Consider the following 15,708-nt stretch of genomic DNA (forward strand, 5'->3'; position numbering starts at 1 on the left):
AAACGCTCCTATCTTCTTTGATACTTATATTATAAGCTTTATATAAACTAAAGTTCAAATATATCGAAGTTTTTGCATATAAAAAAAGACATGAACAACGATTTGTTCATGTCTTTTGCTTATTCAATATTGACTTTAATCATCAAATTCCTCAAACGGTGAACCACCTGAAGCGAATTGACTATTGTAAAGATTTGCATATTTGTCACCTCTAGCAATTAATTCGTCATGGTTCCCTTGTTCAACAATGTCTCCGTTTTCCATGTATAGAATTAAATCAGAGTTTTTAATTGTTGAAAGACGGTGAGCAATAACGAAACTTGTACGACCTTCTACAATACGGTCCATCGCTTGTTGGATGAGAATTTCAGTACGAGTATCGACTGAACTTGTCGCCTCATCAAGAATAAGAACTGGACGGTCTGATAACAAGGCTCTCGCAATCGTCACAAGTTGTTTTTGACCTTGTGAGATGTTTGAAGCTTCTTCGTTAATTTCAAAGTTATAGCCACCAGGTAAGTTCTTAACGAAATTATCTACATGAACAGCTTTGGCTGCTTCAATCACTTCTTCATCCGTTGCGTCTAAACGTCCGTAACGAATGTTTTCCATAATTGTTCCGTTAAATAACCAAGTATCTTGCAATACCATCGAAATTGAACGTTGGTAATTAGCACGACTATACGTTTTAACGTCCACACCATCTAAGTTAATCGAACCTTTATCAACATCATAGAAACGCATTAACAGCTTAACCATAGTCGATTTACCTGCACCTGTTGGTCCAACCAAGGCGACTTTTTGTCCCGCTTTTATATCGGCATTAAAGTCTGTAATGATGACTTGATCAGGATTATATCCAAATTGAACATGGTTAAATGATACATCACCGTGTACATTTTCAATATCTAAAGCATTACCTGTTGTTTGATCTTGTTCTTCTTCATCTAAGAATTCAAACACACGCTCAGCCGCTGCAACCATTGTTTGTAATAAAGTTACAATTTGAGCTAACTGAGTGATAGGTTGTGTAAATCGGTTAACGTATTGAGTAAAGGCTTGAATATCCCCAACACGAATCATACCAATAATTACAAGGTATGCCCCAACCATTACAACAGCAGCATAGCCAAAGTTTTGTAAGAAACGCATGAATGGGAACATAACACCTGAGTAGAACTGTGATTTCCACGCAGATTCTTCTAGTTTAGCATTATCTTTATAAAAGACATCAATAGCATTATCTTCTTGGTTAAATGCTCTAACTATATTTTGTCCTGAGAAGTTCTCTTCAATTTGTCCGTTAATTACACCAAGGGATACTTGTTGTTGACGGAAGTATTTTTGAGATACATTAATTAGTATACGAATTGTAATTAAACTAATTGGTACGACAATTAATACAACTAAAGCGAGTATCCAATTAATTGTAAACATAATAATCGCAATACCAAGCATTGTCATGATAGAGTTTAATAATTGAGCAAAACTCTGCGATAATGAAGCTCCAAGTGTATCGATATCGTTACTAATTCTTGATAAGACCTCACCATGTGAGTGAGATTCAAAGTATTTCATTGGCATATTATCAATCTTATCTAACATCTTTTTACGTAAACCGTAAGTGACATTCTCCGTAACACCTGTCATTACAAAACCTTGAACCCAGTTGAAAATTGAACTCACTACGTATAAGGCTAATACTGTTAATAAGATTCTACCAATTACATTAAATTCAATCGAACCTGTTCCTTGAACTTCAGCTAATACACCTTCAAATAATGTTGAAGTGGCTTTACCTAATTCACGAGGACCAATAATATTAAATAATACAGAGAGAATAGTCGTAAAAAAGACAAGTAACATTGCCCATTTAAAATTCAATACTTCTTTAAAGATTCGAAGTAAGCTATCTTTAAAGTTTTTTGGTTTTTCTGCGGCGCCTTGACCACGAGGTCCAGGAACTTTTGGTTGATTTTGTACTTTTTCTTCTTGTTGAGTATCTTTATCTGCCATTATTCTCCCTCCCTCTCTTGTTTAAATTGTTCTTCATAATTATCTAATTCGACTTGAGATAATTGAGATGTTGCGATTTCGCGGTAAACTTCACTTGTTTCCATTAATTCTAAGTGATTACCTAATCCAGCAACTTTACCTTCATCTAGAACAAGAATTTGCTCAGCATCAAGGATCGTACTAATACGTTGAGCAACGATTATCATTGAAGCATCTGAAACTTTTTCACTTAAAGCTTGACGTAATGATGCATCGGTCTTGTAGTCTAAAGCAGAGAAACTGTCATCAAAGATGAACACTTTAGGTTGTTTTGCAATGGCACGAGCAATTGATAAACGTTGTTTTTGCCCACCAGACACATTACCTCCACCTTGTGAGATACGTTCTTTAAAGCCACGTTTTTTTTCTTCGATAAATTCAGTTGCATGAGCAATATCAGCCGATTCATGCATTACTTCATCAGAAAGTGAATCAACACCGTATCCAATATTACTTTCAATTGTACCTGAGAATAGTACCGCTTTTTGTGGTACATATCCGATAATATCACGGAGTTGTTCTTGACTAATATCTCTGATATCAACGCCATCAATCTTAATTGATCCTTCTGATACATCATAGAATCTCATTAATAAATTTAAGATCGTTGATTTACCACTACCGGTACCTCCAATAATTGCTGTTGTCTTACCTGGTTCTGCAGTAAAGCTGATGTTATTAATTACATTATTATCTGCACCAGTAAATTTGTAACTGACGTTATCAAATTCTACGACACCTTTTGGTGATTCAATTACTTTTACGTCTTCTTTATCATTGATAGATAACGGTGTATCAAGTATTTCTTGGATACGTTCCCCAGAAACGATCGCACGAGGAATCATAATTGACATCATCGTTAACATAAAGAATGAGAAGATGACTTGCATTGTATAAGTGATAAATGCCATCATCTCACCTACTTGCATTAAGCCGTCACCAATACGGTGGCTACCTACCCAAATAATTAAGACTGAAATACCATTGGCAATCAGTAATAAAATTGGATTCATTAATGCCATTGTACGACCAACAAAGATATAACTATTACGTAAATCTTGGTTCGCGCCATCAAAACGTTCAGATTCTAAATCTTGTCGACCAAATGCACGAATAACTTGTAGCCCAGTTAAGATCTCTCTGGCGAATAAGTTCACTTTATCAATTTGTTTTTGTAACACTTTGAATCTAGGTATTACAACACTCATAAGAATTCCCATAAGAACTCCGACAAGTGATAGAGCTAAAATCGTAATCCAAGACATTGAAATTTGTGATTGGAATACATAAAATAATGCCCCAATCGCTAACATTGGTGAGAATAACACAATTCTAAAGAATACTGTTACCACCATTTGTACTTGTTGCACGTCGTTTGTCCCACGTGTAATCAGTGAAGCCGTTGAGAATTTCTCCATCTCTTCATTAGAGAACTGAAGAACTTTTTCGTAAGATTTTGTTCTTAAAGTACTTCCGACTTTCGCACCAACGACTGCTGCTACATAAGCTGCAAGTGCTCCGCCACCGAATGCAACTAAGGCAATCAGTAACATTTGTCCACCTTGCGTTAAGACGTAGTTAATTTGAGTACTACTTAAGTCTCCTCCAGCTTCTTCAGTTGTTTCTAAAACTGATTGAATCGCTGTTGAATGCACCATCGCAGGTCCGAGTGTATTCATTTTTTCAACGTACTCATCACGCATACCAGATAAGTCCATCACTTCTGAACTATCACTTTCTTGAGCTGTCGCTGCTAATTCTTCTTCAGACATCCCTGAGATTGTCTGATACATAGCTAAAGGAACTTCAAAAGATTCACTTAAAGCTGTCATCAATTCTTCATTTTCTTCAACGGAACTTTTAATTGTATAATTGCCGTTTCCATCTTGTGTATAATGCTCTTCAATTAATTCCTGTTCTTCAGGTAATAATAACATCTCGAATTCCGACATTGAATTGGCGGTCATTTTTAATGGTACTGCTAATTCCACACCTCTGTTTTGAATCCCAACGTCAACTAAGTTAGACGTATAAGTTGGTAACAAAAGCGTTGTGAATGCTTGTATAAAATGCGCAACAAGGGCAATAATAACCCATTTCCAATGAGGTTTTAAATGATTAATTAAATTTTTCATATAATATTACTATTCCTCACTTTCCTCTTTTATTTTATTTAAGACTTTTGTCAGTCGAGCTCCTGTATCGAGAAAGACACGGATCTCTTCTTCAGTAAACTCATCAAAAATAATTTTCATTGAGTTTTCCATATGTTGAATGGCTCGCTCATAATTTTCTTTTCCCTCATCTGATAATTTAAGAAAGATATTACGGCGATCATCTGGGTCATCTTCTTGAATCAGCCATTCTTTTTGAACCAAGCCTTTGACCGTTCTAGATATTGCTGGTGAAGATACGTTCATTAAAGTAGCTAATTCACGAGAGGTCAACATTTTATCTTCTTCTCGATGAGTTTTCCATACATGAAACAGTATCTTGAACTCGCTTTTTGACATCACTGACCGACCTTGAACTTCTGCAGCTCTAGAAAACATTTGCGACATGTTGTACATCTGATGCACTAAATGACGCTTTTTCACTATAACACCTCCTTAAATAACTTAACTTCGTTAATAGTTAACCTTGTTAATTATAAGCGAGTTATTATATAAATTCAAGTAAATCATTCAAATAAATCTATGAGTACGATTTATTATCTAAAAATAAAAGAACCAGCTATAAATCGCTGGTTCTCGTGTTTATTTCTCAGTTTCATACAATTGATATTTCTTATATTCTTGTATAATATGTTCGGCCATTTCTTCGATAGATTGATTTTCTACACTGACGATATGTGCGTCAACTTTATCGAATAAATCGTTCGCAAACATTAATTCAGTTTTCACACGATCAAGACTTGAATAGGTCGCATTCTCATCTAGACCTAGAAACTTCACTCTTTCTTTACGAATGTCACTAATGTATTTAGGCGACGCTGATAAGCCAAATATCTTTTCTTTTGGAATTTCAAAAATTTCTTGTGGTATGTTGGCCTCAGGAAAGATGGGTAGATTCGCAACTTTGTAGCCTTTATTAGCTAAATACATACTTAAAGGCGTCTTAGATGAACGAGAAACGCCTAAGATAACGATATCAGCTAATTTAAAGCCGCGTCGGTTTTGACCGTCATCATATTTGACCGCAAATTCAATGGCTTGAATTCGTTTGAAGTATTGATCATCCAAATTATGTAAACTTCCACTCTGTTCACTCGGTTCTTTGTGAGTGATCGTTGAAATATGCTGTATCAAACCATGAATCGGATTAAAGTAAAACAAGTCATTCTTTTGGGTAAATTCTTTTGTAAAATAATGTAAGTCTTCATTAACTAAGGTTGCAACGACTGTGGCATGATGCTTTAGTGCATCTTCTAAAATCTCAGTTAATTCTTCTAACGTATTAATAAATGGAAATCGCTTAACACTTGAATCAGTGAAAGTCGGAAACTGTGCAAGTGCGGCATTTGTTACCCTAATCGCTGTTTCTCCAACTGAATCTGATATAACATAAAATGTTTGGTGATTTTTTTCTTGCATTAAGCATCCTCCTCTGAACTTAACTCAACTAGTAAATCAATTATATTCGTCTTAGACATCTTGCCAATAACTTGATCGTCTGAACTAATTACAGGTAAAGAATCAATCTGATGATTGGATATTAATTCCGCTGCTTTCAGCACCGTCATTTCTGGTGTAACCGCAATGATGTTAGGCATACGGGTCATGACAATTGCGACGGCGGTCTTCTCTGCTTGACCTGCAATCAAACTTCTTAGTAAGTCTTTTCTTGATACAACTCCGATGAGACTTTTAGACGTTGAATCCGCTACATAAAGTGAACCAACATCGTACATGAATAATGAAGTAATCGCATCATTTACCATTGTATCCGGGTAAACAATGACGGGTTGAATCATCACGTCCGCCACTTTATACTGATTAAATTGCTCAAACAAAAGTGACTGAGGTTCCAGTCCTGAATAGATATAACCGACTTTCGGTCTAGCATCCAGAACCCCGGTCATTGTTAAGACAGCCAAGTCACTTCTCAACGTCGACTTTGCTAAACCAAGCTCTTCAGCAATAACATCACCACTTACCGGTTCTTTACTTTTAACAATTTCAACAATTTGTTTCTGCCGTTGTGTGAAATTCATATTAGTCCCTCACTTTATCATCTTACTAACGTGCTTATTGTTTTAATTTGATTGCGCTTTGAGCTACTGACATTTGAGCGATTGGAATTCGGTAAGGTGAACATGACACGTAAGAAAAGCCTAATGAAGCAAATAATTCTACTGATTTCGGGTTTCCACCATGCTCACCACAAATACCTAATTTTATTGTTGAGTTTACCTTCTTAATATTTTCAATCGCTATCTGGAGTAATGCACCTACACCTTCTTCATCCACGCGTTGAAATGGATCATAGGCGAGTACACCTTCATTCACATACTGGTTTAAGAATTTTCCTGCATCGTCACGAGAATAACCAAAGGCCATTTGTGTTAAATCATTTGTACCAAAACTACAGAAGTCACTGTGTTGCGCAATTTTATCCGCAATTAAACTTGCTCTAGGTGTTTCAATCATCGCTCCAATTGTATACGCTAATTGAACTTGATGTTCTTCTAATAGAGCTTCAATGCGCTCTTGGATAATTTCTCTTAAGTAAGCCGTTTCACGCTCTGTACTTACTAATGGTATCATAATTTCAGGCTTAACGGCTATATCTTTATTATTTAATTCAATGGCAGCTAACATTATAGCTTCTGCCTGCATCAAATATAATCCTGGGTAAGTCATAGCTAAGCGGCAACCACGGTGTCCGAGCATTGGATTTAATTCTTTCAAACCTGTCAGCCTTTGCGAAATATCTTCAACTGAAACGTTTTGTTGGCTCGCAACGATTTCAATGTCTTGCTTTGAATTAGGTAGAAATTCATGTAATGGCATATCAAGTAGACGTATGACTGTTGGTTTATCTTGAATCAATTCAAAAATCTCTCTAAAGTCATTTTGTTGATGGATTAAAATCGATTCTAATGCATCTTTTCTTTCGTTATCACTGTTAGAAAGGATAAAGCGACGTAATTCACTCAAAGGTTCTGGTCGAAAGAACATGTGCTCAGTTCTAACGAGTCCAATTCCTGTCGCACCAAAATCTAAACCAGCTTGAATATCTAAAGGAGTCTCTGCATTCATCCGAACTTTTACTGTCGCAATGTCATTTGCCCAAGACATCACAGTATGGTAATTCTCATCTAAATCTGAATTTCGCGTTTGAATCGCTCCGACATATAGTGAACCTGTGTCCCCATCGACTGAGATGATATCCCCTTCAATTAAACTACCACCAGGATAACGTAGAGATTTCTGCTCCTCATTAATCTCAAGTACATCACAACCTGCTACGCAACATTTCCCCATACCTCGGGCAACGACAGCTGCATGAGAAGTCATCCCACCATGATTTGTAACGATTGCTTCACTGACACTCATCCCTTCAATATCTTCGGGTGAAGTTTCATGACGCACTAAGATGACAGGTTTACCTAGTTCCGACCATTCTTTCGCTGTTTCAGCGTCAAATACTATGTGCCCCGTCGCTGCTCCTGGACTCGCTGGCAGACCATTGTCTGTCACTAATTCAGCTTGAGCTAAGTCTTTCTCATCAAAAGTTGGATGTAATAGTTGATTAATCGATTCAGGATCAATCGTTAACAAGGCTTCTTCTTTAGTTAAGATGCCTTCATTAACAAAATCGGCGGCGATTTTGAACGCTGATTTAGCCCCTCTCTTTCCATTACGAGTTTGCAGTAGATGTAACTTTCGGTCTTCGATTGTAAACTCCACATCTTGCATGTCTTTGTAATGTTGTTCTAATTTATTAGTCATGTCTAGTAATTCAGTATAGATTTCTGGCATACTTTCATTTAAACGATTAATAGAGATGGGTGTGCGAATTCCAGCCACTACATCTTCACCTTGAGCATTCAATAGGAATTCGCCATATAATTGGTCTTCTCCTGTTGATGGGTTTCTTGTGAAAAGAACACCCGTACCACTTTCTTCGTTCTTGTTACCGAAGACCATCTCTTGAATTGTTACTGCCGTTCCTATTGAATCTGGAATATTATTTAATTTTCGGTAAATTTTGGCTCGATCATTGTTCCATGACTTAAACACCGCTTCAACCGCACCCATAATTTGTGCTTTGACATCTTGGGGGAATGCTTTACCCGCAAGATTTATATAGATTTCTTTATACTGCGTAATCATATCTTTTAAATCATCAGCTGTTAATTCGAAATCTTGGCTATAACGTTTATTTCTTTTAACTTGATTTAAAATATTATCAAAGTGTTTCATATCAATACCATAAACAACATTCCCATACATTTGCAGAAGTCGACGATAACAATCATAAGCAAAGCGTTCATCTTGTGTGATTTGTGCAAAGCAAGCAACATTTGCATCATTCAAGCCTACATTCAATATTGTATCCATCATTCCTGGCATTGAAATCGTCGCACCACTTCTAACTGAAACTAAGAGTATATTTTCTGTGTCAGAAAATCCTTTCTTTGAACTTTCCTCCAAGCGAATTAATGCAGCATTTATCTCTGATTGTGTCATTGAATCCAATTCCTCATCATGTTCCAAATAATCGATACATGTTGCTGTCGTTATGACAAAGCCTTTAGGTACTGGTAAACCTAAGCGCGTCATCTCAGCTAAGTTACTCCCTTTACCACCTAATAACTCTTTCATCTCTAGGCTTCCTTCATTAAAATCGTATACATGTTGCATAATATATGCCTCCTAAATTATTTAATGCGTCATAAATACAATTATATAATACGCATTATATAAAAGACATATGATGATTGATTGCAATATATATATTGTTTCGCATAAAGAAACAGCCTATGCTTAAAGCATAGGCTGTTAAACAATTAGTCATTGTAATCTTTAATCGCTTTACGTGAAAGCAGAATTCGTTCGATCGCATCTTCATAATGTTTTGATGCATAAGTGTGAAATAAAATATCCACGACATAAAACTGTACATGCAGAGAAGCAGTCGCCGCGCTACGATATAATTGTTCATTCGCTCTAACATGGCGTATCGTTACGTCGGCTTCTTCAGATAAACTATTCTTTCCAAACTGTGTAATCGCCATCGTCTGACAACCTGCTTTATTTGCAAGTTGCAATAACTTTATCACTTCTTTTGTTTCACCCGAGTTAGATATACCCACGAACAGAGCCTTTTGTTGGTTCCCTGTTATGAGAGTAATCATCACATGTGCATCTTTTTCAACAATCGCTATCTTGCCAATACGGCGCCACTTTTGGGCAAAGTTTTCTGCCACGAGGTGAGAGGATCCCACTCCATATACATAAATAACATCTGCCTCTTCAATTTGCTGAATGGAAGCATTGACTTCTTCTTCTTTAATTAATGATGTTGTATCAACTAAAGATTGATGCGCATTCCCCAATAATTTTTCTTTAATTTCATAAAAATTCTCATCCTCACTTATATCAGAGTAACCTGAATCGGTTAATTTTGATAATTCGCTGGAAATCATGAGTTTCAACTGGGTAAATCCATCAATATCTAAGCGTCTACAAAAACGAACCACAGTTGGAGCACTGGCACCCGCTTTTTCTCCCAACTGCTTAGCTGAAAGATAGATTGTGTCTTCTGGTGCATCTATAATTGCTTGAGCAATCTTCTTTTCCGCCTTAGGTAAACTCTCTTTGATTGATTTTATCAAGCCAATAATATTTGTCTCAGCCAAACAATCCTCACCACTTTTCTATAATATTAACGATTTACTTGAAGTTTAAATTTTTGCCAAGGTTTTATATCATCTAAGATAAATATTTCCTCTTCTCTTACTCTTCCTACAACATTACTCTTACCGCTGTTTTTCATATCTTTGAGGGCAATTTGTAATTCTCCAGCATAATGTCCGTATTCACTACTTTCAATAATGACATCACCTCGTCGGATGACTTCTACTGGATTTATGACATCAAACTGGTGTCCTTTGTATTTTACTCGGCTTTGGGTAGAGCGAATCATATTTTCACTGATATCGCCTCGGTTAAAGTGCAATGTATCGAATAAAATAGCTGTCTCAGTTTCAGGTAAATTCTCAATTGGATCAACGTTAAATACCGGCATTGTTAGATCTAATTCTTTTACTTTTTGTAATTCGTCCTCTGTTGGGAAGCAGTTAGATATAATTATATCATCGATTAGGTTTAATGTAATATAATGTTTTAATTGAACATCTAAAGGTAATTCCCGATGAATCTCTAATGTTGGCAGACCATCCGTGACTGGCCAAGGTCCATATGTATCTTTATTCTGACTTGTAATAAAGGCTGCCGTTCTTAACCCATATTGGCTAAATCGCTTTGTACATGCTTTGAAAAAATCGATTCCTAAACCACTATAACGGTGTGGATAAAAGTTATGACAAGCGATTAAATTATATTGGTTAGGTTGATAGTCCATGATGGTATCAATCGTATGTACATTATTACTCATATTAATCTCAATCAGCAAATCTTGCTCATTAAAAGTCATTAAAGCCTCTTCACTTCCGGTGAAGCCCATGTCTAAACGCAAGCCATCTGCCCCAATCTCTTTAAAGAATGATAAATCATCATAACTTATGTTTAACTTCTCAAAGATACGAGGGGCCACATCAACAATAATTTCAAAGCCAAGGTCTTTAGCATACTGATTCACTTCTATAAATTCAGATATGATTTGATCTTTGTCACCATCAGCTGATAGAAGACATGAAAAGATTCGACTGAAGCCACTTTCTGAAGCGGCTTTAATATATTCTTTGATACGTTGACTGTCATCTTTTTCTGGATAAATTGATATTCCTAGTTTTCTCATAATTACCTACCTTTTTACTTAATAAACGCCCTAGATTAGTAGGACGTTTGAATGTGTGATGATATTTTATTCTGCGCTTGTATCTTGTTGTTCTTCGGCTAATAATTGGTTGTCATAAGTACGAACAAATGGATAATAAATTAAGACAGCGATGAGTGTTAAGACAATATTTAGTACTGCTGCTCTCCAGTCATTCCCCATAGAAAGAAAGGCTCCTATTGGGCCAGGTAACGTCCACGGTGCACTTGCGACTGTTCGACTGACAAATCCCCATTCTGTTGCGTACCAGGCAATTACAGCATTCACCATTGGAGCAACCGTGAATGGAATCATTAATGTTGGGTTCAAGACAACTGGTGCCCCGAAGATTAATGGCTCGTTAATATTAAAGATTGCTGGAACTAACGCTGTTTTACCTAAGGTTTTCCCATAAGTAGATTTAGTTGCGACCGCAAGTAATAATGCAAGACCAATCGTTGCTCCTGCACCACCGATATAGATAAACCATTGATAAAATGGCTCTGGAGCTGTATTCTGAATGGCTTCACCCGCAGCTAATGCGGTTGTATTTTGCTCTAAAAGGACTAACCATAAAGGTCGAGCTAAAGATCCAACAATGGATGCACCGTGAATACCAAAGATCCAGAAGAAATTCGTTAAGAACGTTAATAGTAATACCGAACCTAATGAGTCAGAAGCTGAAATAAGTGGTTCCATAAATGTTGCAATAATTCCGTGAACATCTATTTCCATCCACATTGTAATCGCTGATACGACAATTAGAATAATAGCGGTTGGCGTTAGGGCTTCAAATGAACGTGCCACTGAAGCAGGAACTTGTTCTGGCATAGAAATCTTGAAACCACTACGTTGAGTAAATCGATACACTTCAACGGCGAAGAAGGCACTCAGTATCCCGATAAACATCCCACCGGATCCAAGATTTGCCATTGGAATATTAAAGCCAGCTGGAATTTGTTCTAAATAAGTTGCCAATTCAGGATTCTGTGTAGCTAATTCAGTCACGCCATCAGTGACTGCAGGAATCATCACCGGGATAACAGTTAATAGATAAGCTAATTCTGCTAAAATCCCGCCTGATAAAGCATCTAAATCGTAAGATTTTGCTAAAGAATACCCAATTCCAAAGACAGCATATAAGGTCATAATGTACATTGACATTCTATAAGGTAATAGAATCTTGAATTGATTCTCCATAATCCAATTTGAAATACCCCATGATTCAGGTAATGAGTTTGGTAAAAAGGCAATAACCATAAACATAGAAGCAACAATAATGATCGGTAATGTCGCAACTATACCATCACGAATGGCTCTTAAGTGACGTTGCTCACCTAATTTTGCCATCGGTGTCGAAAGATGTGAATCAATCCAATTCGCTATGTTTTCAAACATTTTTTATCCTCCTTAGTTGAATAAATCACTGGCTTCTTTTTTAATTTGCTCTAATAAAAATTTCCCACCGATGGGTGAATAACCTTTAGGTGCAATTAATAAGATTGGCACATTGGCTTTGTCAGCATCTGCTTTAAACGTATCAAATCTGTGACGCACTTGCGGTGCTACTAATGCTAAATCATACTCTCTTCCTACTTCATCAGAAAAGGCAGAAGTACTTATTTCATTAACTTCAAAATCCAAACCATCTTTTTGAGCTGCTTCTTTCAACGACTTCGCAGCAATGGCACTCGACATTCCACCGGCACAAACTAATAATATTTTCATTCTAATTCCTCCTTAAAATAAGACAGCAGCATAATAAATTCCAAATAACATGACAAAAGCTAAGACTGAAAACACGCCCCCTAACCAAAGAAAAGCTTTACCTAGTTTCTTTTTGTTTTGAATTTTTTCTTGGATAAAACCTATACCATAACCAATGACTAGACTTAATAGTGTAATTACTACTAAAAGCATATTTCTTGGAATGTATTCAATAATAGTCATTCCAATGGTAAATGTTATAAATATATACAACATCAGTAAAAAGGCATTTTTGAAACTGAGTGTTGGAACTTGCGTTCTTGCTTTTGTTTCTGCTTTGTTTTTAGCCATCATCATCACCTTTCACCTTTTATGCTTAACTTAATTTCTTCTCCAACTCATTCAATCGTTTATTCTGTCTAATGAGTATATTCGCTAAATCCCTTACTTCCATCGCAGTCATCAAGTGATCTTGGGCATGGACGAATAAAACTGAAACCGTAATATGGTTTCCATTCACTTCATCCGTAATAATGCTTGTTTGTACTTTATGTGCTTCTTTCAAAAACTCATTCGCCTCAACAAGTAATTCCTCGGCTTTCTCGTACTCCCCTTTTTCTGACGCTTCGATTGCTTCATAGGCTAATGACTTCGCATTGCCTCCATTAGAAATAATCTCGAAAATAATTTCTTCCATTTCATCGCTCCTGTCTCATTTTAAATGAATGCGTTTTCACACATTGATAATAACATACATTTACTTAAATTGAAATATCATTTCGTGTATTTTAAAGATAAATGAAATTTTCTTCAATAATCAGCAAAAAACTCAACAAGGTTTTGAGCTTGTTGAGCTATTATAATATTTAAGGTGCGTATTGAATTTTACCTAGGATGGCTGGTTTTGAAGCGCCAGTGGCACTTGGGACATTTGACGGTTGTTTATGAAGAGTTTCGTTGGCTAATATAACAAACGCAATCGCTTCTTTCGCATCTGAATTGTACCCAATATCCTCCTGAACTAAAATAGACACTTCTGGCATTAATTCTGACAAATACTTTCTTATGGCTTTATTATGACTTCCCCCACCAGAAATGATTAATTCATCGAGAGTATGTATTTTCTCTACGTATTCGTAGTAGTGATAACTGATGCAATACGCTGTGAACCAAGTTAGTGTCGCCACGACATCTTCTGCTTTACTTGATTTATATCTTTCTAATATAGACGCCACATAATCATCGCCAAACATTTCTCGACCTGTTGATTTTGGAATGGGTAACTTTAAATATGGATGACCTTTCAATTCAGCTTGGAGTTGAGGAATGAATTCACCATTCAAGGCTGATTCTCCCCCATTATCATAGTTTTTCTGAAAATAATGTTTCATTGCCGAGTCAATCATCATATTTGCTGGTCCTGTATCAAATGCTACAATATCGTTGGAATCCATTGTATTTGGAACGATTGTAATATTTCCTATGCCACCAAGATTTTGTAAACCTCTGGATTTATTCTTATCTGCGTACACTACGTACTCAGAATATGGAACTAAAGGGGCTCCTTGCCCACCTAATGCAACATCGATCACGCGAAAATCACTAATCACTGTACAGCCACAACGTGCTGCGATGACGCCACTTTCACCCAATTGCATTGTATTTGCAACGTATTCATTATTAGGAAAAGGATGGTGGTAAATTGTTTGACCGTGACTGGCAACAAAGTCCAACTCAGTTGTTTCGATCCCAGCTTTTTGACAAATTTGTTTAACTCCATCAGCAAACAATTCACCTAATTCAAAGTTTAGCGATGACAAATCGGCTGGTCGAATGAACTCATTTGCAGCACATTGACGAACTTTTTCTTGAATTGCTTGAGGTAAATCATACGTATCAAATTCAATAAAACGCACACTCGTATCCGTTCCGGAGCCTAATATTTCACATAAGGCGACATCGACTCCGTCTAAAGATGTCCCCGACATAATTCCAACTGAAAGCATAAACGACCTCCTCTTTATTTATTGCGCAGGTTCAAAGACTTGATTATCCACTTGCGAAACAAGCATTAAATATATGAATCCTGAAAAACTATAGGCCATTAAATCTTCAAAAGTAGCTGTTGAGTCACCCACAACTTGTCCATCTTGAATAATTAATAAACCTCCTTCACCAATATTGTCTGACTCTTTTGGATAGCCTACTCCATACGCATACTCACCGTCTACTTTGATTTGTCCAAAGCCATTTAATTCAAAATTTTCAACCTCAGCCAGTTCTTCTACACTGGCATTGTCAGATACTAAAGCTGAATGGTCAGTAGTTGAGACTAATCCTTCTGCCATGAAGGCAAGTGATAAAGTAGTAATCCCAGTATAGATTAAATTCTCATTCACAAAATAAAAATCAACTTGAGCCCAGTCTTCAATACCGGTGTTTGGATTTAAATCCCCTTCTTCCGCTCGATAAATATAACTAATTGTTGCTGTTCCGTCTTCAGCCGATTCTTCTTTAACTTCAATATCTTCATCTGGATTATACGTACCAATTACTTGAGCATATGACGTTCCTGGATCCATCGTTTCTAAGTCTGCTAATTGATAGTATTCGATAGCGGTTTGATAATCTTCCCAAGCACGATCTAACATCTTATTCTCTTGAGCTTTGTCTTCAAACAGTGTAATTCCCCACTCTGGTACCATCTCTGCATCTGTACTGCTTGTTTCTGATGTTGCATGAACATGATTCATTAAGGGAACGAACATTGTGAATAGGAGTAACATGACTAAACCTTTTATCATATTTTTCATTTTTATTTCCACCCTTTCATATAAAACAGCAACCTATCTTGTTTTATTATACTGAAATCCCTTTCAGTGTGGTAATAATATGAGTTATTTTGTAAGCGTGTGAGTGGTCGCTTTGTTAGCTCTATGA

Annotated in this window: 14 protein-coding genes; all 14 read right to left on the minus strand. The window is 36.5% G+C overall.

The features are described from left to right. Positions 1 to 135: 135 nt before the first annotated feature. Complete coding sequence (locus FEZ33_RS01065) at positions 136 to 2,016, minus strand: ABC transporter ATP-binding protein (protein WP_138403535.1); 1,881 nt, start codon at positions 2,014 to 2,016, stop codon at positions 136 to 138. Next, positions 2,016 to 4,190 (minus strand): ABC transporter ATP-binding protein, encoded by a 2,175-nt coding sequence (locus FEZ33_RS01070; protein ID WP_138403536.1) that lies wholly within the window; start codon positions 4,188 to 4,190, stop codon positions 2,016 to 2,018. Before FEZ33_RS01070 ends, FEZ33_RS01065 begins: the two co-directional genes overlap by 1 nt. Positions 4,191 to 4,199: 9 nt before the next feature. Next, positions 4,200 to 4,652 (minus strand): MarR family winged helix-turn-helix transcriptional regulator, encoded by a 453-nt coding sequence (locus FEZ33_RS01075; RefSeq protein WP_138403537.1) that lies wholly within the window; start codon positions 4,650 to 4,652, stop codon positions 4,200 to 4,202. Between the two features lie 159 nt (positions 4,653 to 4,811). Continuing rightward, on the minus strand, positions 4,812 to 5,648 hold the full coding sequence (locus FEZ33_RS01080; protein WP_138403538.1) for a pyruvate, water dikinase regulatory protein: 837 nt from the start codon (positions 5,646 to 5,648) through the stop codon (positions 4,812 to 4,814). Next, on the minus strand, positions 5,648 to 6,268 hold the full coding sequence (locus FEZ33_RS01085) for a helix-turn-helix transcriptional regulator (protein ID WP_138403539.1): 621 nt from the start codon (positions 6,266 to 6,268) through the stop codon (positions 5,648 to 5,650). The genes FEZ33_RS01080 and FEZ33_RS01085 overlap by 1 nt, the downstream gene beginning before the upstream one ends. A 34-nt stretch (positions 6,269 to 6,302) precedes the next feature. Beyond that, positions 6,303 to 8,924, minus strand: coding sequence for a pyruvate, phosphate dikinase (ppdK, locus tag FEZ33_RS01090; protein WP_138403540.1), 2,622 nt, complete (start codon positions 8,922 to 8,924; stop codon positions 6,303 to 6,305). 146 nt (positions 8,925 to 9,070) lie between these two features. Beyond that, positions 9,071 to 9,922 carry a MurR/RpiR family transcriptional regulator gene (locus FEZ33_RS01095; protein ID WP_138403541.1) on the minus strand — a complete coding sequence of 284 codons (852 nt, stop codon included), beginning with the start codon at positions 9,920 to 9,922 and terminating at the stop codon, positions 9,071 to 9,073. Positions 9,923 to 9,948: 26 nt separating this feature from the next. Beyond that, positions 9,949 to 11,043, minus strand: coding sequence for a DUF871 domain-containing protein (locus FEZ33_RS01100; RefSeq protein WP_138403542.1), 1,095 nt, complete (start codon positions 11,041 to 11,043; stop codon positions 9,949 to 9,951). Between the two features lie 66 nt (positions 11,044 to 11,109). Further along, on the minus strand, positions 11,110 to 12,459 hold the full coding sequence (locus FEZ33_RS01105; RefSeq protein ID WP_138403543.1) for a PTS sugar transporter subunit IIC: 1,350 nt from the start codon (positions 12,457 to 12,459) through the stop codon (positions 11,110 to 11,112). A 12-nt stretch (positions 12,460 to 12,471) separates the two neighbouring features. After that, complete coding sequence (locus FEZ33_RS01110) at positions 12,472 to 12,789, minus strand: PTS sugar transporter subunit IIB (protein ID WP_138403544.1); 318 nt, start codon at positions 12,787 to 12,789, stop codon at positions 12,472 to 12,474. A gap of 12 nt (positions 12,790 to 12,801) precedes the next feature. Beyond that, positions 12,802 to 13,125 carry a hypothetical protein gene (locus FEZ33_RS01115; protein WP_138403545.1) on the minus strand — a complete coding sequence of 108 codons (324 nt, stop codon included), beginning with the start codon at positions 13,123 to 13,125 and terminating at the stop codon, positions 12,802 to 12,804. A 19-nt stretch (positions 13,126 to 13,144) separates the two neighbouring features. Next, a complete protein-coding gene (locus FEZ33_RS01120; protein ID WP_138403546.1) occupies positions 13,145 to 13,465 on the minus strand; it encodes a PTS lactose/cellobiose transporter subunit IIA in 321 nt (106 codons plus the stop codon). 169 nt (positions 13,466 to 13,634) lie between these two features. Beyond that, complete coding sequence (gene anmK, locus FEZ33_RS01125; protein ID WP_138403547.1) at positions 13,635 to 14,774, minus strand: anhydro-N-acetylmuramic acid kinase AnmK; 1,140 nt, start codon at positions 14,772 to 14,774, stop codon at positions 13,635 to 13,637. 18 nt (positions 14,775 to 14,792) lie between these two features. Further along, the gene (locus FEZ33_RS01130; RefSeq protein ID WP_138403548.1) at positions 14,793 to 15,581 is read right to left on the minus strand and encodes a hypothetical protein; all 789 of its coding nucleotides are present in this window, start codon (positions 15,579 to 15,581) and stop codon (positions 14,793 to 14,795) included. Positions 15,582 to 15,708: the final 127 nt, after the last annotated feature.

The organism is Ruoffia tabacinasalis (assembly GCF_005864045.1).
GTDB lineage: Bacteria > Bacillota > Bacilli > Lactobacillales > Aerococcaceae > Ruoffia > Ruoffia tabacinasalis.

Excerpts from the sequence above, each read along its gene's own strand:
- FEZ33_RS01105 (WP_138403543.1), bottom strand. The coding sequence starts at position 12,459 with ATGTTTGAAAACATAGCGAATTGGATTGATTCACATCTTTCGACACCG.
- FEZ33_RS01120 (WP_138403546.1), bottom strand. The coding sequence starts at position 13,465 with ATGGAAGAAATTATTTTCGAGATTATTTCTAATGGAGGCAATGCGAAG.
- FEZ33_RS01100 (WP_138403542.1), bottom strand. The coding sequence starts at position 11,043 with ATGAGAAAACTAGGAATATCAATTTATCCAGAAAAAGATGACAGTCAA.
- FEZ33_RS01070 (WP_138403536.1), bottom strand. The coding sequence starts at position 4,190 with ATGAAAAATTTAATTAATCATTTAAAACCTCATTGGAAATGGGTTATT.
- FEZ33_RS01110 (WP_138403544.1), bottom strand. The coding sequence starts at position 12,789 with ATGAAAATATTATTAGTTTGTGCCGGTGGAATGTCGAGTGCCATTGCT.
- FEZ33_RS01085 (WP_138403539.1), bottom strand. The coding sequence starts at position 6,268 with ATGAATTTCACACAACGGCAGAAACAAATTGTTGAAATTGTTAAAAGT.
- anmK (WP_138403547.1), bottom strand. The coding sequence starts at position 14,774 with ATGCTTTCAGTTGGAATTATGTCGGGGACATCTTTAGACGGAGTCGAT.
- FEZ33_RS01065 (WP_138403535.1), bottom strand. The coding sequence starts at position 2,016 with ATGGCAGATAAAGATACTCAACAAGAAGAAAAAGTACAAAATCAACCA.
- FEZ33_RS01115 (WP_138403545.1), bottom strand. The coding sequence starts at position 13,125 with ATGATGATGGCTAAAAACAAAGCAGAAACAAAAGCAAGAACGCAAGTT.
- ppdK (WP_138403540.1), bottom strand. The coding sequence starts at position 8,924 with ATGCAACATGTATACGATTTTAATGAAGGAAGCCTAGAGATGAAAGAG.
- FEZ33_RS01130 (WP_138403548.1), bottom strand. The coding sequence starts at position 15,581 with ATGAAAAATATGATAAAAGGTTTAGTCATGTTACTCCTATTCACAATG.
- FEZ33_RS01080 (WP_138403538.1), bottom strand. The coding sequence starts at position 5,648 with ATGCAAGAAAAAAATCACCAAACATTTTATGTTATATCAGATTCAGTT.